Source organism: Streptomyces sp. NPDC048269, from assembly GCF_040652395.1.
Taxonomy (GTDB): domain Bacteria; phylum Actinomycetota; class Actinomycetes; order Streptomycetales; family Streptomycetaceae; genus Streptomyces.
In genome coordinates this window covers 232,920-258,190 of sequence record NZ_JBEZLW010000003.1, presented here as the reverse complement: position 1 = coordinate 258,190, position 25,271 = coordinate 232,920, and the positions used below count along the sequence as shown (strand labels likewise).

General features: G+C 71.6%; 20 protein-coding genes, 2 pseudogenes and 1 riboswitch. Of the genes and pseudogenes, 14 read left to right on the top strand and 8 right to left on the bottom strand.

The features are described 5' to 3' along the window. The first annotated feature begins 38 nt into the window (after window positions 1–38). The 4 genes from AB0D48_RS05210 (at window position 39) to AB0D48_RS05195 (ending at window position 4,849) form a co-directional block, all read left to right on the top strand. Window positions 39–1,409, top strand: coding sequence for a pitrilysin family protein (locus tag AB0D48_RS05210; RefSeq protein ID WP_362390929.1), 1,371 nt, complete (start codon window positions 39–41; stop codon window positions 1,407–1,409). Between the two features lie 20 nt (window positions 1,410–1,429). Beyond that, window positions 1,430–2,797 carry a pitrilysin family protein gene (locus tag AB0D48_RS05205; protein ID WP_362391115.1) on the top strand — a complete coding sequence of 456 codons (1,368 nt, stop codon included), beginning with the start codon at window positions 1,430–1,432 and terminating at the stop codon, window positions 2,795–2,797. Window positions 2,798–3,002: 205 nt separating this feature from the next. Continuing rightward, window positions 3,003–3,161, top strand: a riboswitch (cyclic di-AMP (ydaO/yuaA leader). Window positions 3,162–3,174: 13 nt separating this feature from the next. Next, complete coding sequence (locus tag AB0D48_RS05200; protein WP_362390927.1) at window positions 3,175–3,978, top strand: M23 family metallopeptidase; 804 nt, start codon at window positions 3,175–3,177, stop codon at window positions 3,976–3,978. 193 nt (window positions 3,979–4,171) lie between these two features. Continuing rightward, entirely contained in the window at window positions 4,172–4,849 is a 678-nt protein-coding gene (locus AB0D48_RS05195) for a GntR family transcriptional regulator (RefSeq protein ID WP_362390925.1), read from the top strand. A 282-nt stretch (window positions 4,850–5,131) separates the two neighbouring features. On the opposite strand, the gene AB0D48_RS05190 is transcribed toward AB0D48_RS05195, so the two are convergent. Further along, on the bottom strand, window positions 5,132–5,413 hold the full coding sequence (locus tag AB0D48_RS05190; RefSeq protein ID WP_266842887.1) for an HPr family phosphocarrier protein: 282 nt from the start codon (window positions 5,411–5,413) through the stop codon (window positions 5,132–5,134). Between the two features lie 184 nt (window positions 5,414–5,597). Here AB0D48_RS05190 and AB0D48_RS05185 point away from each other — a divergent pair, with 184 nt between their 5' ends. The 5 genes from AB0D48_RS05185 to AB0D48_RS05165 all read left to right on the top strand — a co-directional run bounded on the left by AB0D48_RS05185 (window position 5,598) and on the right by AB0D48_RS05165 (window position 12,894). Next, the gene (locus tag AB0D48_RS05185) at window positions 5,598–8,423 is read left to right on the top strand and encodes a GNAT family N-acetyltransferase (RefSeq protein ID WP_362390922.1); all 2,826 of its coding nucleotides are present in this window, start codon (window positions 5,598–5,600) and stop codon (window positions 8,421–8,423) included. 50 nt (window positions 8,424–8,473) lie between these two features. Further along, entirely contained in the window at window positions 8,474–9,070 is a 597-nt protein-coding gene (locus AB0D48_RS05180) for a DUF5998 family protein (RefSeq protein WP_073909804.1), read from the top strand. Then, the gene (locus AB0D48_RS05175) at window positions 9,070–10,275 is read left to right on the top strand and encodes a nucleotide pyrophosphatase/phosphodiesterase family protein (protein WP_362390919.1); all 1,206 of its coding nucleotides are present in this window, start codon (window positions 9,070–9,072) and stop codon (window positions 10,273–10,275) included. The genes AB0D48_RS05180 and AB0D48_RS05175 overlap by 1 nt, the downstream gene beginning before the upstream one ends. Before the next feature lie 75 nt (window positions 10,276–10,350). Next, a complete protein-coding gene (locus AB0D48_RS05170) occupies window positions 10,351–11,001 on the top strand; it encodes a thymidine kinase (protein WP_362390917.1) in 651 nt (216 codons plus the stop codon). A gap of 369 nt (window positions 11,002–11,370) precedes the next feature. After that, window positions 11,371–12,894 carry a hypothetical protein gene (locus AB0D48_RS05165; protein ID WP_362390915.1) on the top strand — a complete coding sequence of 508 codons (1,524 nt, stop codon included), beginning with the start codon at window positions 11,371–11,373 and terminating at the stop codon, window positions 12,892–12,894. Between the two features lie 186 nt (window positions 12,895–13,080). Here AB0D48_RS05165 and AB0D48_RS05160 read toward each other — a convergent pair whose 3' ends face one another. Then, window positions 13,081–13,689 carry a hypothetical protein gene (locus AB0D48_RS05160; protein WP_362390913.1) on the bottom strand — a complete coding sequence of 203 codons (609 nt, stop codon included), beginning with the start codon at window positions 13,687–13,689 and terminating at the stop codon, window positions 13,081–13,083. A 420-nt stretch (window positions 13,690–14,109) separates the two neighbouring features. Between AB0D48_RS05160 and AB0D48_RS05155 the strand changes: the two are divergent. From AB0D48_RS05155 to AB0D48_RS05140, 4 genes and pseudogenes are all read left to right on the top strand, one after another. Further along, window positions 14,110–14,445: pseudogene (locus AB0D48_RS05155) on the top strand (hypothetical protein); the annotation flags it as partial. 307 nt (window positions 14,446–14,752) lie between these two features. Next, window positions 14,753–15,103: a hypothetical protein gene (locus AB0D48_RS05150; RefSeq protein WP_362390911.1), complete on the top strand. Its 351-nt coding sequence runs from the start codon at window positions 14,753–14,755 to the stop codon at window positions 15,101–15,103. A 130-nt stretch (window positions 15,104–15,233) separates the two neighbouring features. Further along, window positions 15,234–16,343 carry a M20 family metallopeptidase gene (locus AB0D48_RS05145; protein WP_362390909.1) on the top strand — a complete coding sequence of 370 codons (1,110 nt, stop codon included), beginning with the start codon at window positions 15,234–15,236 and terminating at the stop codon, window positions 16,341–16,343. A gap of 461 nt (window positions 16,344–16,804) precedes the next feature. Then, window positions 16,805–17,617 (top strand): annotated as a pseudogene (locus AB0D48_RS05140) (aspartate kinase). 53 nt (window positions 17,618–17,670) lie between these two features. On the opposite strand, the gene AB0D48_RS05135 reads toward AB0D48_RS05140, so the two are convergent. Next, window positions 17,671–18,492, bottom strand: coding sequence for a DUF2182 domain-containing protein (locus AB0D48_RS05135; protein ID WP_362390907.1), 822 nt, complete (start codon window positions 18,490–18,492; stop codon window positions 17,671–17,673). Between the two features lie 213 nt (window positions 18,493–18,705). Next, entirely contained in the window at window positions 18,706–19,497 is a 792-nt protein-coding gene (locus AB0D48_RS05130) for a VOC family protein (RefSeq protein WP_362390905.1), read from the bottom strand. Window positions 19,498–19,673: 176 nt separating this feature from the next. On the opposite strand from AB0D48_RS05130, the gene AB0D48_RS05125 reads away from it, so the two are divergent. Further along, window positions 19,674–20,519 carry a sulfurtransferase gene (locus AB0D48_RS05125; protein ID WP_362390903.1) on the top strand — a complete coding sequence of 282 codons (846 nt, stop codon included), beginning with the start codon at window positions 19,674–19,676 and terminating at the stop codon, window positions 20,517–20,519. Window positions 20,520–20,600: 81 nt separating this feature from the next. Here the strand turns inward: AB0D48_RS05125 and sepH are convergent, their stop codons facing one another. The 4 genes from sepH to AB0D48_RS05105 all read right to left on the bottom strand — a co-directional run bounded on the left by sepH (window position 20,601) and on the right by AB0D48_RS05105 (window position 25,263). Next, complete coding sequence (sepH, locus tag AB0D48_RS05120; RefSeq protein ID WP_362390901.1) at window positions 20,601–21,650, bottom strand: septation protein SepH; 1,050 nt, start codon at window positions 21,648–21,650, stop codon at window positions 20,601–20,603. 557 nt (window positions 21,651–22,207) lie between these two features. Next, window positions 22,208–22,525 (bottom strand): hypothetical protein, encoded by a 318-nt coding sequence (locus tag AB0D48_RS05115; protein WP_362390899.1) that lies wholly within the window; start codon window positions 22,523–22,525, stop codon window positions 22,208–22,210. A 205-nt stretch (window positions 22,526–22,730) separates the two neighbouring features. Beyond that, window positions 22,731–24,056, bottom strand: a complete 1,326-nt coding sequence (locus tag AB0D48_RS05110) for a D-arabinono-1,4-lactone oxidase (protein WP_362390897.1) — start codon at window positions 24,054–24,056, stop codon at window positions 22,731–22,733. After that, window positions 24,010–25,263: an MFS transporter gene (locus AB0D48_RS05105; protein ID WP_362390895.1), complete on the bottom strand. Its 1,254-nt coding sequence runs from the start codon at window positions 25,261–25,263 to the stop codon at window positions 24,010–24,012. Before AB0D48_RS05105 ends, AB0D48_RS05110 begins: the two co-directional genes overlap by 47 nt. Window positions 25,264–25,271: the final 8 nt, after the last annotated feature.

Here is a 25,271-nt window from a genome sequence, read left to right as displayed (position 1 = left end):
AGAAATCTCTGCATCGCGATCGAAGGGACCACATGCCCATGGGTCACACGGCCACAGCCCAGGCCGGCTCCGGCGGCCTGACAGCAACCGAACACCGGCTGGCCAACGGCTTGCGCGTGGTGCTTTCCGAGGACCACCTGACCCCGGTCGCCGCGGTATGCCTCTGGTACGACGTCGGCTCGCGCCACGAAGTCAAGGGACGAACCGGCCTGGCTCACCTCTTCGAGCACCTGATGTTCCAGGGCTCGGCGAGCGTACCGGGCAACGGGCACTTCGAGCTGGTCCAGGGTGCCGGCGGCTCCCTGAACGGCACCACCAGCTTCGAGCGCACCAACTACTTCGAGACGATGCCGACCCACCAGCTGGAGCTCGCGCTGTGGCTGGAGGCGGACCGCATGGGCTCGCTGCTGGCCGCCCTGGACGACGAGTCCATGGAGAACCAGCGCGACGTCGTCAAGAACGAGCGCCGCCAGCGGTACGACAACGTCCCGTACGGCACGGCCTTCGAGAAGCTGACCGCCCTCGCGTACCCCGAGGGCCACCCGTACCACCACACCCCGATCGGCTCGATGGCCGATCTGGACGCCGCGTCCCTGGAGGACGCCCGCGCCTTCTTCCGTACGTACTACGCGCCCAACAACGCGGTGCTGTCGGTGGTCGGCGACATCGACCCGGAGCGCACGCTCGCCTGGATCGAGAAGTACTTCGGCACCATCCCCTCCCACGACGGCAAGCATCCTCCCCGTGACGGCTCGCTGCCCGACGTCATCGGCCGGGAGCTGCGCGAGGAGATCGTCGAGGAGGTCCCGGCGCGTGCGCTGATGGCTGCCTACCGGCTCCCGCACGACGGCACCCGCGAGTGCGACGCCGCCGACGTGGCGCTGACCGTCCTGGGCGGCGGCGAGTCCTCGCGGCTCCACAACCGCCTGGTGCGCCGCGACCAGACGGCCGTCGCGGCCGGCTTCGGCATGCTGCGCCTGGCCGGAGCGCCCTCGCTGGGCTGGCTGGACGTCAAGACGTCCGGCGGGGTCGAGGTGCCCGACATCGAGGCGGCCGTCGACGAGGAGCTCGCGCGGTTCGCCGCCGAGGGCCCGACGGCCGAGGAGATGGAGCGCGCCCAGGCACAGCTGGAGCGCGAGTGGCTGGACCGGCTGAGCACGGTCGCGGGCCGCGCCGACGAACTGTGCCGCTTCGCGGTGCTCTTCGGTGACCCGCAGCTGGCCCTGACCGCCGTCCGGCGCGTCCTCGACGTCACCGCCGAGGAAGTGCAGGCCGTGGCCGCGGCCCGGCTGCGCCCGGACAACCGCGCGGTGCTGGTCTACGAGCCGATCGCCGCGGACGACGCCGCCGACGAGTCCGACGAGTCCGACGAGAACGACGCGAACGAGAACGAGGGGGCGGAGCAGTGAGCGACACCGCAGCCGTCACGATGACCTTCCACCCGCGCCCCGAGGCCGGGGAACCGCAGCCGTGGGCGTTCCCGGCCCCCGACCGCTCGGTCCTGGCCAACGGCCTGACCCTGTTGCGCTGCCACCGTCCGGGCCAGCAGGTGATCGCGGTCGAGGTCAACCTCGCCGCGCCGCTGGACGCCGAGCCGGAGGGCCTGGACGGCGTGGCCACGATCATGGCCCGCGCGCTGTCCGAGGGCACCGACAAGCACTCCGCCGAGGAGTTCGCGGCCGAGCTGGAGCGCTGCGGCGCCACCCTCGACGCGCACGCCGACCACCCGGGCCTGCGGGTCTCCCTGGAGGTCCCGGCCTCCCGGCTGCCCAAGGCGCTCGGCCTGCTCGCCGAGGCCCTGCGCGCGCCGGCCTTCGCCGACGCCGAGGTCGACCGTCTGGTGCGCAACCGGCTCGACGAGATCCCGCACGAGCTGGCCAACCCGCAGCGCCGCGCCGCCAAGCAGCTCTCCAAGGAGCTGTTCCCGGCCTCCCTGCGGATGTCCCGCCCGCGCCAGGGCACCGAGGAGACGGTCGCCCGGATCGACTCCGCGGCCGTACGCGCCTTCTACGAGGCCCACGTACGCCCCGCCACGGCCACCGCGGTGGTCGTCGGCGACCTGACCGGCATCGACCTCGACGCCGTGCTCGCGGACACCCTGGGCGCCTGGACGGGCGGCACCGCCGAGCCCCTCCCGGTGCCGCCCGTGACCGCCGACGACACCGGCCGCGTGGTCATCGTGGACCGGCCCGGCGCGGTCCAGACGCAGCTGCTGATCGGCCGGATCGGGCCGGACCGGCACGACCGGGTCTGGGCGGCCCAGGTGCTCGGCACGTACTGCCTGGGCGGCACCCTGACCTCCCGCCTGGACAAGGTGCTGCGCGAGGAGAAGGGGTACACCTACGGCGTGCGCGCCTTCGGCCAGGTGCTGCGCTCGACCGCCGACGGCAAGGGCGCCTCGATGCTCGCCATCAGCGGCTCCGTGGACACCCCGAACACCGGCCCGGCGCTGGAGGACCTCTGGAAGGTGCTGCGCACCCTCGCGGAGGGCGGCCTGACCGATGCCGAACGGGACGTGGCGGTGCAGAACTTGGTGGGCGTGGCCCCGCTGAAGTTCGAGACGGCCGCCTCGGTCGCCGGAACCCTCGCCGACCAGGTCGAGCAGGAGCTGCCGGACGACTACCAGGCGCAGTTGTACGCGCGGCTCGCCGAAACCGGGACGGTGGAGGCGACTTCGGCGGTCGTGCAGGCCTTCCCGGCGGACCGGCTGGTCACCGTCCTGGTGGGCGACGCGGCGCAGATCGAGGCGCCGGTGCGCGCCCTCGGGATCGGCGACGTGAGCGTCGTCAGCAACTGACGTAATCCGTCGGCCAACTGACCGGCACGAAGAGGGGCTCTGGCGGGCTTGTCCGCCGGGGCCCTTTTTGTCCGTTAGGCGGAGAGGTTGCTTTATGTGGTGTGGCGTACGCAACAAAAAGGCGTGTCTGTTTGGCGATTGACTGATGATCCGCCTAGCGTCACCCGTGCTGTCCGTCAGTTGTACCCGCCGCATCCGTGGCACCGGGCAGCGATCGCCGAGTCCCCGTCAGGCGCGAGCCTGGGGAGCCGGGGACCCACATGCGTCCCTGGGGTGAATCGGGCCGCCTCGCAAGAGGAGGCCCGTAGGAGACCTTCCTGCTCCGAACCCGTCAGCTAACCCGGTAGGCGAGAAGGAAGGAAAGGATCAGCCCCTTCATGGCGTTTGGCAGTCGTCCCGCCGGCTCCGGTAAGCACCGTGGTTCCAGCCGTCTGAGCCGCAAGACCGCCGGTTACGCCGGCATAGCCGCCCTCGCCACCACTGGTGTCGTCGGCTCCCTCGCCGCCCCGGCCTTCGCCGCCGACAACGGCGACCACCACTCCGCCCAGGACAACGCGCTCGGCGCCGTCGTCGTGGCCGAGGACCTCCAGGGCGACATCCAGGACCAGGCCGCGTCCCAGCAGCGCGCCGCGGAGCACGCCGCAGCCCAGGCGCAGGCCGAGGCCGACGCCAAGCAGCGGGCCTCCGAGGCCAAGCGCCTCGCCGAGGCCAAGGCGAAGGCCGAGCGCGAAGCCGCCGAGCGCGCGGCCCGCGAGGAGGAGCGCAAGCGCCTCAACACCTTCGTGGCGCCGGTCGACGGCTCGTACGTCAGCACGCAGTACAAGGCGGGCGGCGGCATGTGGTCCTCCGGCAGCCACACCGGCATCGACTTCCACGCCGCCTCCGGCACCTCCGTCCACGCGGTGGGCGCCGGCGTCGTCGTCGAGGCCGGCTGGGGCGGCGCGTACGGCAACAACGTCGTCATCAAGCACAACGACGGCACGTACACCCAGTACGGGCACATGTCCTCGCTGAGCGTCTCCGCCGGCCAGCAGGTCACCGCCGGCCAGCAGATCGGCCTGTCGGGCTCCACGGGCAACTCCAGCGGCCCGCACCTGCACTTCGAGGCCCGCACCGGTGCCGACTACGGCTCGGACATCGACCCGATCGCGTACCTGCGCTCGCACGACGTCAGCCTCTGATCCGCGGCGCACCGCGCGACACCGCTCCACCGAAGGCCCCGGCTCCCCGAGCCGGGGCCTTCGCGGTGCTCCGCCGGGTAAATGTTTCGCATTTCCGGCCGCTCTCGGAAATTATCGTGTGTTGCAATAGAGTCGCAGCACGCACATGCGTGTCCATTGAGCGTGGCAGTCGGAAATAGGCGGAGGTCCGGTCTTGCGTATTCCTGCGCACGCGGTATGCACGGCAATTCGTGACGACATCGTCTCCGGGGTCTTCGAACCGGGCGGCAGGCTGACCGAGGAGGTGCTGGCCCGCCGGTACGGAGTCTCGCGCGTCCCGGTGCGCGAGGCGCTGCGGACCCTGGAGTCCGAGGGATTCGTGACCACGCGGCGCCACGCGGGCGCCTGTGTGGCCGAGCCGACCGATCAGGAGGCGGCCGACCTCCTGGAACTGCGGATGCTGCTGGAGCCCCTGGCGGCCGCCAGGGCGGCCCGGCGGCGCACGGAGGCCCACCTCAAGGTGCTGCGCGGGCTGGTCAGGCTGGGCCAGGAGCGGGCCAGGCGGGGCCAGGGCGAGGATCTGCGGTCCCTGGGCGGCTGGTTCCACGAGACGCTCGCGCAGGCCTCCGGGAGCCCCGGGCTGATCGCGCTGCTCACGCAGATGCGGCACAAGGTGGCGTGGATGTACGTGGTGGAGGCGCCGGCCCGGCCGGTGGAGTCGTGGGCGGAGCACGGGGCGATCGTGGACGCGGTGGCGCGGGGGGACGCGGAGCGGGCCCGGACGCTGACCGCGGTCCACGCCGACCGGGCGGAGGCCGCGCACCGGCCGCGGCTCCGGTCGGCCGTGAGCACTACGCAACCTGCCGTAAACATGGCGAGCGGCAGGCATTAACAGGGCTCGTGTACAAAGAGGCGTATCCGGGGGACGCTGCCTGAATTTCCGGGGGGCGTGCATGTGCTGCGCCTAATTCCTGCGGAGCCGAATTATCGCGCTGCCCTGCCGTGTTTTCGTGCTTCCGGTATTTCGCGCCGGGTTTCTCCGTGCTGCCGTGTTTTCGTCTCGTCTTCGGTATTCCGTCGACCCCGAGCCGGATCCGGAAACCACGGAGCCGCGGCCCCGGGGTGGTGGGGCCGCGGCGTCCGCGGGCGTACTGCGTGGGTCGAACCCGAAGGGTCAGACGGTCTCGGGGAGCTCCTCGAGGCCCTCGGCGACCAGCTTCGCGAGGCGGTCCAGCGCGGCCTCCGCGCCGTCGGCCTCGGACGCGAGGACGATCTCCTCGCCGCCCTGGGCGCCCAGACCCAGAACCGCCAGCATGGAGGCGGCGTTGACGGGGTCGCCGCCGGCCTTGGCGATGGTCACCGGGACGCCGGAAGCGGTCGTCGCACGGACGAAGATCGAGGCGGGACGAGCGTGCAGGCCCTCGGCCCAGCCGACGTTGACGCGGCGCTCTGCCATGGTGATGCCCTTCAGGTTCTTACGGTTGTCTAGACCAGTCTCTCACGACGCCCGGAATGCTCCGACCGGCCTTCGGCCCGGATGTGCTGCCGTTCGGCCTTCCCCAGCTTGCACCGTTTTGTCCCGGCTTGCCTAATGCGCCGCGCGAGCACTGTCCGGCCGTTCCCGGCCGTAAGGTAGGCCCATGACCACCGAGTCGGACCCCTCGTACCCGGCCCACTGGGAAGCGGACGTCGTCCTGCGCGACGGCGGCACCGCCCGGATCAGGCCCATCACCACCGCGGACGCGGGCCGGCTGGTCAGCTTCTACGAGCAGGTCTCCGACGAGTCGAAGTACTACCGCTTCTTCGCCCCCTACCCCCGGCTCTCCGACCGCGACGTGCACCGGTTCACGCACCACGACTACGTGGACCGGGTCGGCCTCGCGGCAACCATCGGCGGCGAGTTCATCGGCACGGTCCGCTACGACCGCATCGGCCCCGACGGCCGGCCCGCCACCGAGCCCGCCGACGAGGCCGAGGTCGCCTTCCTCGTCCAGGACGCCCACCAGGGCCGCGGCGTGGCCTCCGCCCTCCTCGAACACATCGGCGCGGTGGCCCGCGAGCGCGGCATCCGCCGGTTCGCCGCCGAGGTGCTCCCCGCCAACACCAAGATGATCAAGGTGTTCACGGACGTCGGCTACCAGCAGAAGCGCAGCTTCGAGGACGGCTCCGTCCACCTCACCCTCGACCTCGAACCCACCGCGGAGTCCCTCGCCGTCCAGCGCGCCCGCGAACAGCGGGCCGAGGCCCGCTCGGTGCAGCGGCTGCTCGCCCCCGGCGCGGTCGCGGTGATCGGAGTCAGCCGCTCTGGCGCGGGCGTGGGCGCCGCCGCGCTGCGCAACCTGCGCGACAGCGGCTTCCACGGCCACCTCTACGCCGTCAACGAGCAGGTCACGCGCGACCTGCTGGACGGCGTACGGGCCTACCGCACGATCGAAGCCATCGGCGCCCCCGTCGACCTCGCGGTGATCGCGGTTCCGTCGGACCGGGTCCCCGAGGTCGTCGCGGCCTGCGGTGAACACGGGGTGCAGGGACTCGTGGTGCTGTCCGCCGGGTACGGCGAGAGCGGCCCGGCCGGACTCGCCCGCCAGCGCGAACTGGTGCGCCAGGTGCGCTCGTACGGGATGCGGCTGATCGGGCCGAACGCCTACGGGGTGATCAACACCGCGCCCGAGGTGGAGCTCAACGCCTCGCTGACGCCCGCGCCGATGCCGATGCGGGGCCGGATCGGCCTGTTCACGCAGTCCGGGGCGATCGGGATCGCGCTGCTCTCCGCTCTGCTCCGGCGCGGTGAGGGCCTGTCCTCCTTCGTCTCCGCGGGCAACCGGGCCGACGTCTCCGGCAACGACATCCTCCAGTACTGGTACGACGACGAAGCGACCGACGTCGCCCTGATGTACCTGGAAACCCTGGGCAACCCGCGGAAGTTCACCCGCCTCGCCCGCCGGACGGCGGCCGAGAAGCCGGTGGTCGTAGCCAGGGGAGGCCGCCACACCCCGGCCGGGCACGTGGTCCCGGGCACCCGGCTGCCCGACGCCACCGTCTCCGACCTGCTGCGGCAGGCGGGCGTCATCCGGGTCGACACGGTGACGGAGCTGGTCGACGTCGGCCTCCTGCTGGCCGCGCAGCCGCTGCCCGCCGGACCCCGGATCGCGATCCTCGGCAACTCCGAGTCCCTCGGGGTCCTCACGTACGACGCCTGCCTGGCCCAGGGGCTGCGGCCGCTGCCGCCGCTCGACCTGACGACGGCGGCCTCGCCGGAGGACTTCCGCACGGCGCTGGTCTCGGCGCTGGCCTCCGACGACTGCGACGCGGTGGTGGTCACGGCGATCCCCTGGGTGAGCGAGCACGCGCTGGCGGACGAGCTGGCCGATGCGCTGCGCGAGGCCGTGGCCGAGGTGCCCGGCAAGCCGGTGGCGGTGGTGCACGTCGAGCTCGGTGAGCTCGTCGAAGCCCTTTCCGCCTCGCGGGGCCCTTCCCCGGCCCCGCCCGTCGCCGACACAACGGGCGTGCCCCTCCGCAGCGAGGAGGTCCCGCCCAGGACCCCGTACACGCCCTTCGTGCCCGCGTCCGCCGACGGAGGGCGCCGTGAGGCGCAGGGCCGGATCCCCAGCTACCCGGCCGCCGAGCGAGCCGTGCGGGCCATCGCCGAAGCCGTCCGGTACGGGCAGTGGCGGCGGGCCAACGCCGAGGTCGGGCACGTCCCCGAGTTCGAGGACATCGACGAGCCCGGCGCCGCCGCCCAGCTGACCCGGCTGCTGGCCGACGTCGACGGCGGAGCCGTGCTCACCCTGGCCGAGTGGGACGCCCGCGAGCTCCTCGGGCGGTACGGGATCCACGCCCTGCCCGCCCTGCCCGCGCCCAGCCCCGACGCGGCCGTCCGGGCCGCCGGGATCCTCGGCTACCCGGTCGCCCTCAAGACCACCGCCCCGCACCTGCGCCACCGCGCGGACCTGGGCGGGGTACGGCTCGACCTCAGGGACGAGGCCGAGCTGAGGCGCTCGTACGAGGACCTCACGGCCCTGCTGGGCAAACCCTCGGAGCTCCAGCCGGTGGTCCAGGCGATGGTGCCCCGCGGGGTCGACACGGTCGTCCGCTCCGTCATCGACCCGGCCGCCGGCGCCGTCCTCTCCTTCGGTCTCGCCGGTGTCGCCTCCGAACTGCTCGGTGACACCGCCCACCGCCTGGTCCCGGCCACCGACCGGGACGCCGCCGGACTGATCCGGTCCATCCGGACCGCACCCCTCCTGTTCGGCTGGCGCGGCAGCGACCCCGTCGACACCCCGGCCCTGGAGGAACTGCTCCTGCGCCTGTCCCGCCTCGTGGACGACCACCCCGAGGTGATCGGTGTCTCCCTGGAGCCCGTGGTCGTCGCCACCGAGGGACTCTCCGTGCTGAGCGCCACCGTCCGCGTCGCGCACCCGCCCGCCCGCGGCGACCTGGGACCACGGACCCTCCCCAGTTACTGAGCGGGTACGGAGAGGCCGGGGCGCCCCGTGCGGGCCTTAGGATGGACCTCATGGCGAAATCCGGTACGACGACCCAGGGGCTGCGCACGGCGATCGAGCGCAGCGGCTACTACCCGGCCCTCGTGGCCGAGGCGGTGGAGGCCGCGGTGGGCGGCGAGCCGATTTCGTCGTACCTGGTCCACCAGGAGACGACCTTCGACTCCAACGAGGTGCGCCGCCACGTCACCGTGCTGGTCCTGACCGGAAACCGCTTCATCGTCAGCCACACCGACGAGCAGGCGGCCGACGCCGGGTCCCCGTCCCCGTACGCGACGACCTCCACCGAGTCCGTCAAGCTGTCGAGCATCTCCTCCGTGGTGCTGAGCCGCGTCGTCGCCAACCCGGAGTCCTACACCCCCGGCACCCTGCCCCGCGAGGTCGTCCTGACCATCGGCTGGGGCGCGGTCTCCCGGATCGACCTGGAGCCGGCCGCCTGCGGCGACCCGAACTGCGACTCCGACCACGGCTACACCGGCAACTCCACCGCCGACGACCTCAGCCTGCGGGTCAGCGAGGCGGGCGACGGCCCGGAGGCGGTGCGCCAGACCCTGGTCTTCGCGCAGGCACTCTCCGAAGCCACCGCGGCCACGTCCACCCCCGCCCGCTGATGGCCTACCCCGCCGCGCAGAACTGGGCGGACGAGCCGGAGCTGCTGGACCTCGCCACCGCGCCCGTCCCCGAGTACGGCGGCGGCTCGCTCGCCGACCTGCTGCCCACCCTCGTGGCCGGCCAGGGCGTTCCCGGCTTCACCGCCTCCATCGCCGAGCTGACCCCGGCCGACCGGAACTGCGTGTTCCTGGTCGACGGCATGGGCTGGGAGCAGATCAAGGCCCACCCGGACGAGGCCCCCTACCTCACCTCCCTCCTCGCGGGCTCGCGCGGCGGCACCGGCCGCCCGATCACCGCGGGCTTCCCGGCGACCACCGCCACCTCGCTGGCCTCGGTCGGCACCGGCCTGCCGCCCGCCAGCCACGGCCTGCCCGGCTACGCCGTCCGCAACCCGGCCACCGGCGAGCTGATGAACCAGCTCCGCTGGCAGCCGTGGACCGCGCCCAAGCCCTGGCAGCCGTACCCGACCGTCTTCCAGCTGGCCGACAAGGCCGGTGTGGCGACCGCGCAGGTGTCCGCGCCCGCCTTCCAGACCACCCCGCTCACCAAGATCGCGCTGAGTGGCGGCACCTTCCTGGGCCGGATGACCGGCGAGGAGCGGATGGACCTGGCCGCCGAACGCCTCGCGGCCGGCGACCGCTCGCTCGTGTACACGTACTACAGCGAGCTCGACGGCGCCGGGCACCGGCACGGCGTGAACTCCGATGCCTGGCGCGGCCAGCTGATGTACGTCGACCGTCTGGTGCAGCGCCTCGCCGAGCAACTGCCGCCGCGCACGGCCCTGTACGTGACCGCGGACCACGGCATGGTCGACGTCCCCTTCGACGAGGACTCCCGGATCGATTTCGACGAGGACTGGGAGCTGGGCGCGGGCGTGGCCCTGCTCGGTGGCGAGGGCCGGGCCCGGCACGTGTACGCGGTGCCGGGGGCCGAGGCCGACGTACTGACCGTGTGGCGCGAGGTGCTCGGCGACCGGTTCTGGGTCGCCGGCCGTGAAGAAGCCCTGGAACTGGGCTGGTTCGGACCTCCGGGGGAGTGCGACGAGCGCGTGCTCGGCCGTATCGGCGATGTCGTGGCCGCCGCTCAGGCGGATGTCGCGATCACCGCCTCGCGCAACGAGCCGAACGAGTCCGCCCTCGTCGGAATGCACGGCTCCATGACGGCGGCCGAGCAGCTCGTCCCGCTGCTCGAAATCCGCACCTGACCGGCCGCTCTTCCTCCCCTCGTCCTCCCCCTCGTCCTCGTTCCCGCCCACGACCCGAAAGGTCCCGTACTTCCCATGCCCGAGCTGGTGTTCTTCTCCGGAACGATGGACTGCGGAAAGAGCACCCTGGCGCTCCAGATCGCCCACAACCGCGACGCGCGCGGGCTCCAGGGTGTGATCTTCACGCGGGACGACCGGGCGGGCGAGGGCAAGCTGTCCTCCCGCCTCGGCCTGGTGACGGAGGCGATCGAGGCGCCGGAGGGCATGGACCTGTACGCGTACCTCGTCGCGCAGCTCTCCAAGGGCGGCAAAGCGGACTACGTGATCGTGGACGAGGCCCAGTTCCTCGCCCCGGAGCAGATCGACCAGCTCGCCCGCATCGTCGACGACCTCGACATGGACGTGTTCGCCTTCGGTATCACGACGGACTTTCGCACCAAGCTGTTCCCGGGCTCGCAGCGGCTGATCGAGCTGGCGGACCGCCTGGAGCAGCTCCAGGTCGAGGCCCTGTGCTGGTGCGGGGCCCGCGCCACGCACAACGCCCGTACGGTGGGCGGCGCCATGGTGGTGGAAGGCGCCCAGGTCGTGGTCGGCGATGTGAACCGCCCTGCGGAGGAGATCGGCTACGAGGTCCTCTGCCGCCGTCACCACCGCCGCCGCATGACCTCGGCCGCGGCCCACGCGGGCGCCCTCTCCCCGGACGTCCTCCCGGTCAACCACGCCTGATCGCTCTGTCACGTCCGCATGGGGACGCTCTCTGCTTCGATGTGTTCAGCGGCGGGACGCTCATGGCGGCGCGGATGGCCGACCCCGCTGACTGTGGCGGCGGCAGCGCCCAAGAAGAACGACGGCATGCGCATACTCGCTTGATAGTTGAGCCACCGCGATCCGGCCTGGCTTTGTCGGTCAGTGTGAGCGTTCCCCCGGCGGGGGTGGATGCGCAACCTGTCGGTGTGCCGGGTACGGTCAGCGTGCGCATCATGAGCAAGCCCCTCGTCACGTGGTCCGAAGCCCTGCAGACGGAGCCGCCGGTAAGCGCCGCCGCGGTCGTAGTCGGGCGGCCTCGTTCAGGAGGCGAGGTGGCAGGATGACACGGTGTTCGACTCTCGGCGTGAACTGTGGCTGCGCGGCATCGCCTTCAATCGGGCGGCGCCCTCCGACGTATTGGTACGCCTGTTGGATCGAGCGGCCGGTGAAGCCGGCCTGCTGATGTGCGAGGGTCGTGACCTGCCTGACGCCGTCATCGACGCTGCCCTGCGCCATCCGGAGGGAGTCATCCGCCGCACGCTCGCCCGCAACCGGTACGTCGAACCGGCGCGGCTCGCCCCCTTGGCAACGGACCCGTCGGGGGTCGTCCGCGGGTGGCTCGCCGCAGGCCCCCGTCACTATCTCCGATGGGTCCGACCGCTGCCGGACGACATCCTCGTGACCCTCCTGACCGCCCAGGACGCGGGCGTGGACGGCAAGGTCACCGTGAACGAGATCATCGGGGGGCTCGACTCGTCCCGGCAGATCCCGCTGTCCTTCTTCCGCTCCATGGCCGGCAGCGAGGACCCCGAACTCCGGATACGGGCCACGTGGCGGTGGGAGTCGCTCACCCCGGCCCAGCGGGCGGGGCTGCTCGACGATCCGGACCCCGCGGTCCGTGAAGCGGCGCAGGACAGAAACTGGCGGCTGGACCCGGAACGGGTGGAGGCCATGCTGCCGTCCTTCGGCTCGCGCAACCGATTCGTGTTCGACACGTGTGCTCTGTCCCCCGCGCTCGTCGAGCAGTGCTTCACGGACGGCACGGTGCTCCCCATGGCCCGGAACCCGCACTTCCCCGCCTACGCCCTCGCCCGTCTCGCCCGCCACCCCGACGCGGAGGTCCGCGCGTCGGTCGCCGCCCGGCCCGACGTAGGACCGGACCTGGTGGCGGAGTTGATGCAGGACCCGGACGAGGACGTGCGGATGTGCGCGCGCCTCCGCCCCTTCACCCACACCTGGGCGGAGTACTGGGCGATCGATCAGGTCCTCGGGCACGGTCCTGACTGCACCTGCCCGATCGGCGAGCCGTTCACCAGGTCGCATATTGAGCCGGACGTCGGGCCGTCGCCCGACTGGTTCGCCGCCTGTGCGGTGTCCGAGGAGCCGGTGCTCCGCCGGGTTGCGGCAAGTTGGCCGGGCCTGTCGGCGGAACTCGCCGAGACGCTCGCGCAGGACGACGACGAGGAGGTGAGGATCCGGCTGGCCTGCCACCACCGGCTGGCTCCGCCGCACCTCCTCCTGGATGTCTTCGTCACACGCCCTGCCCACCGTCCGCACCTGCTGGACCTGCCCGCGTTCCCCCGTACCGGCCGGGCTCACCTCATCGACCACCCGGATCCCGACGTACGGGCCCTGGCCGCAGCCGATCCCGCCGTGCCCGACCCCCCGGTGGAGGACCCCGACGCGTCGGTGCGCCGGGCAGCGGTCACCAACCCGAGCCTGTCACCGGAAGCCCTGGAGACCCTCCTCGCCGACCCCCGCACCGCCGAGGGCGCCGCGGCCAATCCGGCCCTCCCCATTCCGCGCATGCACGCACTCCTCGACCACTGCCTGAACGGCGCCGCCACCCCGCCGGGGGCAGTCCAGCGCTGACAGACGACGCCCACGTAGCGATCACAGGCATGGCAACCTCCGTGGACCATCGACTGGCGTCGACACACCAAACAGGCGTTGCCGAATCTCAGCAACATTCCGGACATCAGCAACAAGCGACTGCTCCCGCAACTGTCTACAAACGTTCCTCTCACCTACGCAGCCAGCGATCCGGCCGGAACGCGGTCAGTACTGGGATTCCGCGTAGAACCCGAACGCCCGTGAGAAGCCTGCCCGCACGGCGCCGCGCCGGGTGAGAGTCGCTCTGTCGACGCCCCCGAAGAGCGCCGCGAGCGCGATGTCGGCGCCGAGGGCCCGGCCCGCCACGCTCACCGCCAGCCGCTTGCTCTTCCCGATGCCTGACTGCTTCACCCTGATGGTGACTCCCGGGTCCTCCGCGTCCGGAGCCCGGGTCAGGGTGTATTCCTTGCGGTTGACCGCCGTCAGCCGGTACTGGTCCCCGCCGTCTTTCAGACGCAGCGAGCGCCCCCGGTGAGTCAGCGCCCAGCGGTTGCGCGTCATGTGCACCACCGCGTCCCCGAGTCGGAGCGTCGCGCCGTTCAGGCTCGGCAGTGTCATCACCTGCGCATGGAAGCCGCGCGAGGAGAAGGACGCCGAAGGGATCCGGCTGCCCCGCACTTCGCTCCTCAGGGAATGGCCGTTGTTACCGCGGTGCGGGTGGATCACCGTGATCTCCCCGAACTCCTGCGATGTCCCCTGCCAGCCGGTCAGTCGCTCGAACTTCTCGCCTTCCGACCAGACGCGCAGTGCGAACGGGGCCGTGGTGGTGTGCATCTCTCTCCCTGGCTAGTCGAACGGGTTCAGCGCGCTGCCGAGCTTCCCGGCCTTGTCGCCGATCCAGTCGCCCGCCTTGTCCAGACCCTTGCCGATGGCCTCTCTGTTCTCCCAGGCCAGGCACCTGCATATACCACGCCGGTACCCACGGTCAGTCCGAGGGTGACCGGATTGGGCGGCCGTTGAACCCGGTGCCCGGGCTCGCGTAGCTGGAGAAGCGGCGTCTGAGGGCCGATGCTCACCCCTGTTCGGTTGGCGCGGACCGCGTCCAGGCCGCTGCGGGCCTTCCCGCGCAAAAAGCGTAAGGTTCTCCATGCCTGCGCGCCGTGATCTCGTGACCGCCAACCGGACACCCAGACACCCCGCCCCGCACTCTGTGTGGCCTGCCGCCTCACCAGGTACGGCCGCCCGCTCTCGAGAGTGACCCGGCATGAGTTGGTGGATGGTCAAGTAAGAAGACCGGCGCTCCAGATCGCCCACAACCGCGACGCGCGCGGGCTCCAGGGTGTGATCTTCACGCGGGACGACCGGGCGGGCGAGGGCAAGCTGTCCTCCCGCCTCGGCTTGGTGACGGAGGCGATCGAGGCGCCGGAGGGCATGGACCTGTACGCGTACCTCGTCGCGCGGCGGCCAGGGCGTCAAGGCGGATTACGTGATCATGGACGAGGCGCAGTGCGTGGCCCCGGAGCAGATCGACCGGGTCGTGGACGACCTCGGCCTGGACGTCTCGCGTTCGGCATCACCACGGACTTCCGTAACCCTCTGCCCGTTCCGCGGCCGTTTCCGGGATGGTGAGCTTTCCGGGACAGCTCGGACTTGAGGCTAGGAAGAGCTGACGGCCTGGCCCAAGGTGGCTCGGCCTGCCTTGAACACCCGGTGACGCGGCGCGTGTTCGACGACTGCGTGCGCCGCCGACACCCCCTCGACGACGGTGAGGTCGGCCAGGGCGTCCTCACGGAGCCCGTAGTCGGCGAGGCCGAGCGAGGCTGCCGCGTCCTCCGTCGCCGCCCATAGTTTCGGGCACCTTCAACAACAACCGGTTCTCCATGGCGGCCAGCTCGCCATGCTCAGCACCGTGCTGACGCGGTCGAACCTCGACGCGCTGTTCGAGCGCGGCGAGAGCCTGCGCAAGCGCGCTGACGCCCTGCTGCGGGAGCACGGTTTCCAGGCCACCGGCTGGGGGTCCCTCATGGGCATCCATCCCACCGATGCCCCCACCAACCGTGCTTCGGATCTGGCTGGTATGGACAAGCGGCCGGTGGAACTCCTGTTCCACGAGATGCTGGAGAGGGGCGTCTACATCGGCAAGAGCGGCTTCGTCACGTTGTCGCTGCCGCAGACACCGGAGACCGACGGCCACTTCCTGACCGCGCTGGAGAGCTCTGCGCGTGTTGTCGCGGAAGCCGGCTTCTGAGATTCCGGCGGCCCGCCGTCCCGCCCGGGTCGCGCCGGGCGGGACGGCGGCGTGTGCGATCCCTGCCGGTCGGGAGCCGACCGGTTCGGGGGGCAGCCTTTGCGAAGGGCGTGCCCCGTATCTTGAGGACATGAGGATGTACCAGAGCACTGATGTGAGTGTTGACGCGATGCTCGAGGACTTGCGTACGCTCGTTCAGGTCGAGTCCCCGTCGCGTGACCTCGACGCCTTGAACGCGTCGGCCCGCGCCGTGGCGGCGGTCATCGAGAGCCGGCTGGGTGGGCAGGCCGTCCTGGTGGAGAGCCAGGCCGGGCCGCATGTGCACTGGTCGGGCGGAGGTGATCCTCGGGTGCTGATCCTCGGTCACCATGACACGGTCTTTCCGCTGGGCACCCTGGAGCGCCGCCCCTTCCGGGTGGAGGGCGGGCATGCGACGGGCCCCGGAGTCTTCGACATGCTCGGTGGTCTGGTTCAGGCAATTCACGGCCTGGCGGCGCTGGATGACCGATCGGGTGTGGAGGTTCTGGTGACCGCCGACGAGGAGGTCGGTTCCGGTTCCTCCCGGGCTCTGATCGAGGAGCGGGCTCGTGCCTGCGGCGCAGTGCTGGTGTTCGAGGGCTCGGCCGATGGCGGGGGCTTGAAGACGGGGCGCAAGGGGTGCGGCACGTTCGAGGTGTTCATCAAGGGGCGCGCCTCGCATGCGGGGTTGGAGCCGGAGGCGGGGGTGAACGCATTGGTCGAGGCGGCGTACCAGGTGCTGGACATCGCGGCGCTGAGCCGGCCGGAGATCGGGACGACGGTGACGCCGACAGTGGCATCGGCGGGAACCTCGGACAACGTCGTTCCGGCGGAGGCGACGGTGTTGGTTGATGTCCGGGTCGAGTCGGCTCGGGAGAAGGAGCGCATCGAGTCGGCGTTGGCGGCACTGGCTCCGCACCTGGACGAGGCAGAGATCGTGGTTCGGGGGGCTGTGGGCCGGCCCCCGATGCCGGAGTCGGCCTCGGCGGAGTTGTTCGAGATGGCTCAGCGACTGCTGCCGGGTATCGAGGGCGAGGCGGTCGGTGGCGGCAGCGACGGCAACTTCACGGGCGCGTTGGGGGTGCCTACGCTCGACGGCCTGGGAGCGGTCGGCGGCGGTGCTCACGCCGACCACGAGTATCTGGTGGTCGACGCGATGGCGGAGCGGGCGCATCTCGTCACCGGACTGGTGAACGCGATCCGCGACTCCCGAGGAGAGTGAGAGCGCGCGGTGTGAGCGGTCAGGGCCGGGACACCCGCACCGCTGAGACAGCAGGGGCAGTCGCCTCGGCCGAAGACCTCGTCCGGCGCGGGAGCAACGCCCCTGATCACCAACTCGCGCCTGCACTGCGGCGATCCGCACCGACCGCGACGGCGTAGGTAGCCGCCGAGGTGTCGAACGTGATCGTCCAGGCGCGTCGCCTGCCCTTGGGGCACGGGGGACAACCAGGCTGTCGTCGGGTACGACATCGCCGAACTCGCACCACTGGACGACGTAGGTGCCACGACTGGCCACGCGGTCGAGCGAACACTCCGACGTCGTCGGCCTGGAACACCCGCCGCGCGCGATGGACGCCGGCCTCGGGTTTCACTTTCGGCACTGACCACTCAAGGAGCTACGTAATGGACGTCATGACCGCTGCCCTGGCCCAGCCCGGTAGACACGAACCGGCATGAGCGCACGTGGGCCTCGTCGTGCAGAAGTACGGAGGCTCCTCCGTAGCCGATGCCGAGGGCATCAAGCGCGTCGCCAAGCGGATCGTGGATGCCAAGAAGAACGGCCACCAGGTGGTCGTCGTGGTATCCGCGATGGGCGACACGACGGACGAGCTGATCGATCTCGCCGAGCAGGTGTCCCCGATGCCTGCCGGACGCGAATTCGACATGCTGCTGACCGCCGGAGAGCGGATCTCCATGGCCCTGCTGGCCATGGCGATCAAAAACCTGGGCCACGAGGCCCAGTCGTTCACCGGTAGCCAGGCTGGCGTGATCACCGACTCGGTCCACAACAAGGCGCGCATCATCGATGTCACGCCGGGCCGTATCCGCACCGCGCTGGACGAGGGCAACATCGCCATCGTCGCCGGCTTCCAGGGCGTGTCCGCGGACTCCAAGGACATCACCACCCTCGGCCGGGGCGGCTCGGACACCACCGTCTCCTTCACCCCTCCCCAAGGCCGAGGGCCACAAAGCCATCGACGCCCTGGAGAAGCAGAAGTCCGTCACGGCTTCGAGTCCCTGCGCTACGACGACCAGATCGCCAAGATATCCCTGGTCGGCGGCGGGATGAAGATCAACCCGGGCGTCATGGCCGGCTTCTTCGACGCGCTGACCGACGCGGGTGTCACCATCGAACTCATCTCGACGCCCGAGACCCGCATCTCGGTCGTCACCCGCCAGGATGACGTCAACGAGGCCGTCCGCGCCGTGCACACGGCCTTCGGCCTCGACTCCGACAGCGACGAGGCCGTCGTCCACGGAGGCACCGGCCGCTGATTCGTGATGACCACGCGTTGTTCACAGGCTCGGGTCTTGATCACGGAGAAGGTTCAGCCGGACATCCGGTCCATCGGCGTACCGGATGTGGTCAGGCCGGGCAGCAGCCAGTCCTGGAAGGGGGCGAGTACGGCCATGACGAGGAACGCGAAGCCGACGGCCCAGGCCAGCCAGGGCCCCTGCCGCCAGAGTTTCTCCAGGAAGATCACGGCGGCCAGTCCCGCCATCGCGGCCACGTTCATCACACCGAGCGGGATCAGGACGGTCATGAGTCCCCAGCAGCAGCCGACGCAGTAGAGCCCGTGGTGCGCACCCACCCGCAGGTCCTTCGCCCAGGGCCGCAGTCGCGCGTACTGGTGCAGCGCGAACATCGGGTTGCGGCAGTGCCGCAAGCAGCTCCGCTTCAGCGGCCCGAACTGCTGCGCCGCCGCGAGGAGGAACACGGCGGCGCCGATCCAGCGGCCCGTCCCTGGATCGCCGTCCACCAGGTGCCCGGCCGCGGCCAGGGAGGCGTACGCGAGCAGCCCGAACGCGGTCCAGGCGAGGAGATAGCCGCCGACGAACGCGGTGACCCGGACCGCGCGGGCAGGGCCCGCCGTGCGGCGGTTGATGCCGCGCACCCACGTGATGGCCACCGGTGCCACCGAGGGCAGCATCATCGCTGCCATCATGACCACCCACAGCAGCAGGAAGAGGGGGAACGCCAGGCCCATGGTGCCGGACTCCATCCCCGTGTGGCGGGACAGCCGCACGGTGAACACCCACGCCAGGGCGGCCGGCAGCAGCATCAGGAACCAGGCGACCGCCAGGTCACGCGCGGGCAGCAGAACCCCGGGCCGCGTGGGCGCCGGCGGGACCGAGGGCAGGTGTGGCATGGGCCTCCCAACAACGCGAGCTGCCCGGGCCGCCACGCGTACCCGTGCCGCATCGATCGCGGTGGTACACCGCGGACAGCCGGGACGGCTCCGGCGACATCTCCAGCAGATCACAGAACGGGAAGCCGCGCGGGCGTCCGAGTCGAGGCCGGGCCCGGTACCAGGGCGAGCCGGACGGCGGCGGCCCGTCACAGGCCTGCGCGAGGGCCCAGGTCAGTCGCGGGTCCGCGACCGTACGAGGGTGAAGACGGCGCCCTCCGGGTCCGCGACGGTGGCCACCCGGCCGTTGATCCCCTCGCGGGGCGGCTGCAGGATCCGCCCGCCCAGGTCGCTGACCCGCATGGCGGCCGCGTCGGTGTCCTCGACCTCGAAGTACGTCATCCAGTGCGGGCCCCGGTCGTGCGGCAGCGAGCGGCCGACGCCGTGCACGGCGGCCACCGGGCGGCCCTCCAGGTGCAGCGTCAGGTAGTCGAAGTCGTCGGAGGCGGTGGAGTGCGTCTGCGCCTCGTGGCCGAAGACGTGCTCGTAGAACTTGCCGACCGCCGAGGTGTCCTGGGTGACCAGCTCGTTCCAGACCGGTGTGCCCGGCGCGCCGTGCAGCCGGGTGCCCATGTGGGTCTGCGCCTGCCACAGCCCGAAGATCGCGCCCAGCGGGTCGGAGCAGATCGCCACCCGCCCCGCGATGCCGGCGTCCAGCGGGCCCACCGCGACCGTGCCGCCGCACGCGCGGATCGTCTCCGCCGTGGAGTCGGCGTCGTCCGTGGCGAGGTACGTGGTCCAGGCGACCGGAAGATGCCGGTCCGGCGGCATCTCGCCGATGCCGGCCACCTCGCGGCCGTCCAGCAGGGCCCGTACGTACGGACCGAGTTGCCCCGGGCCAGGTACGTACTCCCAGCCGAACAGGTCGGCGTAGAAGTCCTCGGTGGTACCCAGGCCGTGCACCATGAGGCTCACCCAGCACGGGGTGCCGGGCGTGCGCCGGGTTGCTTCCGCTGCCTCGGTCATGTCAGCCGTCTCCTCCGTCGTGCCGCTTACCGGTGCTGATGCTTCCACTCCGGGGGGCTCGGCGCGCCCCGACCGGGCCGGGTCGCAGGGGCCCGGGGCAGAGATGACCGGATCGGTGCGCCCCACTGGTGACGGGCTTGTTACGGGGGCGCCGGGAGGGGAGGAAGATGGGCCGCATGACTACGAAATCGACGATCCTCTCCGCCGCCGAACTGGCGAGCGAGCTGGCCGGTTCCCGGCCGCCGGTGCTGCTGGACGTCCGCTGGCAGCTGGGCGGCCCCGACCAGCGCCCCGCGTACGAGGCCGGGCACCTCCCCGGCGCGGTGTACATCGACCTCGACAGCGAACTGGCAGGTCCGGCGGGGTCGGGCGGGCGGCACCCGCTGCCGGACCCGGAGGCCTTCGGAGCGGTGATGCGGCGGGCCGGCGTCTGTGCGGACGTGCCGGTGGTCGTGTACGACGGCGGTCAGGGCTGGGCGGCTGCCCGGGCCTGGTGGCTGTTGCGCTGGACGGGTCACACGGACGTGCGGGTACTGGACGGTGGCCTGGCTAGGTGGACGTCAGAAGGGGGTGACGTGACGGCCGACCGGGTGACTCCGGCGGAGGGCGATTTCAAGCCAACTCCGGGAGCTGTCGGGCTGCTCGACGCGGACGGAGCGGCCGCGCGGGCGCGTGCAGGCGTCTTGCTGGACGCGCGTGCGGGCGAGCGGTACCGCGGGGAGGTCGAGCCGATCGATCCGGTCGGCGGCCACATCCCGGGCGCCGTCTCGGCCCCGACCACGGAGAACGTGGATGCGGACGGCCGTTTCCTGCCGGCTGACGCCCTGCGGGCGCGTTTCGCCGCCCTCGGTGCCTCGGGCGGCGCCCCGGTGGGGGTGTACTGCGGGTCGGGGGTCTCCGGTGCGCACGAGGTGCTCGCGCTGGAGGTGGCGGGGATCGCCTCCGACCTCTACGCGGGCAGTTGGTCGGAGTGGTCGTCGGACCCGACCCGTCCGGTGGCCACGGGTCCGCACCCCGAGTAGCCCCCGAAGGCCACCCGCCCGCTCCCGAGCAGCCCCGGAGGCGCCGCCGCCGGGGCTACCGGAGCCTGTCGGGCGGCGGCGCTATTCCTGCTTCTTGCGGCGGGTGCCGAAGACGATCTCGTCCCAGCTGGGCACCGCGGCGCGGCGCCCGGGGCGGACCCCGTCGGCCTCGGCCTGCCGGTCGGTGGTGCCCGTCAGCCGGTCGCGGTGGCCGGCCACCGTGCGGGGCATCAGGACATCGGCGTACGCGGCACCGGCGCCCGCCGAGGCGGCCGGGGCCGGCGGTTCCTCCGCCTCGGCTTCCTCTACGGGAGGTTCGGTGCGGTCCGGGACCACCATGTCGCCGCGGAAGCTCGGGACCGCCTCCAGCAGGCTGGTCAGGGTGTCCCGTTCCTCCTCCGGATCCGGCTGGGGGGCGGTCGGCCGCTCCAACTGGCGGTCGAGGGCGCGGTCCAGCGGCCGGTCGCGCGGCAGCCGCGCGATCCTCGGCACGAAGGGGAAGCTCGGCTCCGGCGTGGCAGGCAGGTCGTCGGACTCGCCGATCAGCGAGCGGGCCTCGTCGTCCACGGCCACGACCAGCCGGCGCGGCGGGTCGTACGTCCAGCTCGCCGAGTGCGGCTCACCGGCGACGCGGTAGACGAGCAGGACCTCCCAGGTGCCGTCGTCGCGGCGCCAGGAGTCCCACTGGACGGACTCCTTCTCGGCCCCGCGCAGGGTCAGCCGCTCCTGCACGGCCTCGCCGAGCTGGGGTCCGGTGTTCTCACCGGGGCGGCGTACGGGGGTCTTGCGGGCGCGCTCGGCCATGAACGCGCGCTCGGCGAGCACCGGGCCCTCGAAGCGGCGTACGCGGTCGACGGGGATGCCGGCGAGTTGAGCGACCTCCTCAGCGGAGGCACCGGCTCGTATGCGGGCCTGGATGTCGCGGGGGCGGAGGTGGCTCTCGACCTCGATCTCGATCTGGTTCAGGCGCGCGCGGTCGTTGCGCACGGCAGCCCGCAGCCGCTCGTCGATCGGAAGCGTGTACTCCGTGCTGTCCCCAGCCTTGAGCACCAGTCGTGTGCCGTCATTTGAGACGGCCACGACACGCAGTTCGGGCATGGGGACCTCCCGGGTGGTGCCTGCCGACGTCACGTGCGTCGCTGCTTCCGCTAGTCGAGTGTGGCCTGCCCGGGTGCAGCCTGCCACAACCTTGCCGAGTTAAACCGGCGTGTCGGGCATGCGCCCTTGATCGCCGTTATGGCACGGTTACCTGTTGGGCACACACAGTGACCGAGCGATTACTGTGCGCAGCAGGAACCCGTGCGATACCGCGGCATCACCGGTCTTTGAGTGCCGTTTTCCATCAATCGGCCCCCTCTCCCGAGTCCGGACATCCGTAAGGAAGGACGACCCCAGGGCTCGTCACAGTACTCCATTCGGGCCACCTGGGTGGACCGCCGCGCCGCCGAACTTCTCCCGGGCGGCGTGAGTTGGCATGCCCTCTGACGGCCCCCACATGCACCCATGTCCGTTTCCGGGTGTCTTGCTTCACAGAATCTGCAGAAACGGAACTTTCTGTTTCGCTCGGGTGTCGGTAACTCCTGAAGGCTTCCGGGGCGGGAGGGGCAGGACACACAGGGGATGGCGATGGGTCAGAAGGCGGCGCACGACGCCGAACCTGAGAAGAGGAAGCTCGACCTGAGCGCGGCTCAGGTGGCCGGCAGCTCCCTCGCCACGATCGCGGCGGCCCTGCTCGCCTCGAAGATGGGCTGTACGGGACCGTCCTGGGCGCCGGTGTGGTCGGCGTCGCCGCCACCGCCGGCGGACCCGTCATCCAGCACTTCTTCCGGCGCACCGGCGACCAGCTGCGCGAGACCTCCCACCCCAAGGGCCGCCGGGTACCGCGCCCCGGCGAGGCCGCGCCCCCCGGGCCTCACGGGGAGTTCGCGCCCTCCGAGGAGTTCGGTGCCGGCGGGGAGTCCGACGGGTGCGGCGCCGGCGGGGAGTTCGGCGCGGCCACCGTGCACGGAACCCGGGTACGGGGCTGGAAGCGCACGGCGGTGGCGGCCGGGGCCCGGGCTCCGATCCGAGCACCTCGGACTCCGGCGGCCCCAGGCCCGGTCCCTCCCCGTCGCAGCACACACCGACGCCCACCCCGACGCCCACCCCGAGCCGCACTCCCGGCCCGGGCACCTCGACGCCGGCCGGACAGGGGCAGAGTGCCCGCTGAACTCACTCGCCCAGCACGCGCCGCAGGTAGTCGTTGCCGAACACCCGGTCCGGGTCCAGCCGGTCGCGGAGCGCGGTGAACTCGGCGAACCGCGGGTAGACCCGCGCGAAGTACTCCGCGTCCCGCGTGTGCACCTTGCCCCAGTGCGGCCGCCCGCCGTGCGCGGTGAAGATGCGCTCGGCCGCAGTGAAGTAGGCCTGGTACGGGGTGCCCCGGTACATGTGCACCGCGATGTACGCCGTCTCGCGGTCCGACGCCGTCGACAGCGTGATGTCGTCCGCGGGGGCCGTGCGCACCTCGACCGGGAAACTGATCCGCATCCCGGAGCGGTCGACCATCGCGCGCAGCTCCCGCAACGCCTCGACCACGTGCTCGCGCGGGAGTGCGTACTCCATCTCCACGAACCGCACCCGGCGCGGACTCGTGAACACCTTGTACGGGATGTCCGTGTAGGTGCGCGCCGACAGGGCGCGGCTGGCGACGCGGGCGATGGCGGGAATGGTGGCGGGGACCGCGCGGCCCAGCGAGTTGGCCGCCTGGAAGACGCCGTTGGACAGCAGCTCGTCCTCGATCCACGCGCTCACCGGTCCGGGCGGGGCGGCGGGGCCCTGGCTGCGGTTGTTCCGCTTGGTGTTGCAGTTGCCGGTGTGCGGGAACCAGTAGAACTCGAAGTGCTCGTTCTCCGCGACGTGCTGGTCGAACTCGGCCGTCACCCGGTCGAAGCCCATGGGCTCCTCACGGGCGGTCAGGAAGAAGAGCGGCTCCACGGCGAAGGTGATCGAGGTGACGATGCCCAGCGCGCCGATGCCCAGCCGGGCCGCCGCGAAGACCTCGGGATTCTCCTTCTCGGAGCACGGCAGCAGCCGGCCGTCCGCGGTCACCAGTTCCAGGCCGCGGATCTGGGCGGCGATGGAGGCCGAGTCGCGGCCGGTGCCGTGGGTGCCCGTGCTGGTGGCGCCGGAGACCGTCTGCTCCATGATGTCGCCCATGTTCGTGAGCGACAGCCCTTCCCGGGCCAGGGCCACGTTCAGGTCCTTGAGGACCGTGCCCGCGGCCACCGTGACGGTGCCGGCGACGCGGTCGATCGAGGTGATCCCGGCCAGCGCTTGCGGGCGTACGAGCACGCCGTCGGTCGCGGCGGCCGCGGTGAAGGAGTGGCCGGTGCCGACCGCTTTCACCCGCAGTCCCTGTTCGGCGGCCCGGCGGACCGCCTCCTGGAGCTCCCCGACCGAGGCCGGGTTCACCACGCGGGTGGGCCGGGCGGACACGTTGCCCGCCCAGTTACGCCACGCGGTCTGGCTGTTCTTCCCTGCTGTCGCCGTCCCCATCGGTAGCTGGCTCCTCCCCTTGCGCCGGCCTCGTCAGCCGGCGGTAACCCGCGAACGCCACCGCCGCCGCGGCCATCCCCGACGCGATGGAGACGACGTACCCGCGCTGCGCGCCGGCCACGTCGATGACCAGGCCGGTCACGGAGGAGCCGATCGCGACGCCGACGGCGAGGCCGGTGCTGATCCAGGTCATGCCCTCGGTCAGCTTCGCGCGTGGTACGTGCGCCTCGATCAGGGCCATCGTGGTGATCATCGTGGGAGCGATGGCGAGGCCCGAGACGAAGAGCGCCACGGCCAGAAACGGCAAGTTCCCGGCCAGTAGGAGGGGGATCATACTCACGGCCATCGCACATATGCCCAGTACCCACCTGCGTTCGGTCCGGCCCTTGAGATGGAGCAGGCCGAAGACGATTCCGGCGATACAGGACCCAAGGGCCCAGATGGCCAGGATGTAGCTGGCGTACGACTTGTGGCCCTGTTCCTCGGCGAAGGCCAGGGTGGACACGTCGATGGAGCCGAAGATCGCGCCGGTGGCCACGAAGGTGGCCGTCAGTACCTGGAGGCCGGGGGAGCGCAGGGCCGAGGTGCGGGCCGTGTGTTCGTCGCGCGGGTGCGGCGCGGGTTCGGTGGCGCGCTGGGCGGTGAGCAGCCAGACGCCGGCGAACAGGCAGAGGGCGGCGATCAGCGGGCCGGCCTCGGGGAACCAGGTGGTGGACAGGACGATGGCGATGATCGGGCCGAAGATGAAGCAGACCTCGTCGATCACGGACTCGAAGGAGTACGCGGTGTGCAGCTCGCGGGGGGAGTCGTGGTAGATCACGGTCCATCGGGCGCGGACCATCGAGCCCACGCTCGGTACGCAGCCCGCGATCGCGGCGAAGACGAAGAGGGTCCAGTCCGGCCACCCGTTGGCGGCGGCCACCAGGAGCGCGGCCACCGAGGCCACCGAGACCGCCGTCGCGGGGCGCAGGACCCGCCGCTGGCCGTACTGGTCCACCAGTCGTGAGACCTGGGGGCCGATGACCGCGGCGGCCAGGGCAAGGGTGCCCGTGAGTGCGCTGGCCATCGCGTAGCGGCCGGTGATCTCGGAGATCATCGTGAGGATGCCGACCCCGACCATGGAGATCGGGAGCCGGCCTATGAGGCCGGCGGCGCTGAACCCCTTGGTTCCGGGGGCCGCGAAGATGGCGCGGTAGGGACTGGGCAAGGGCCCTC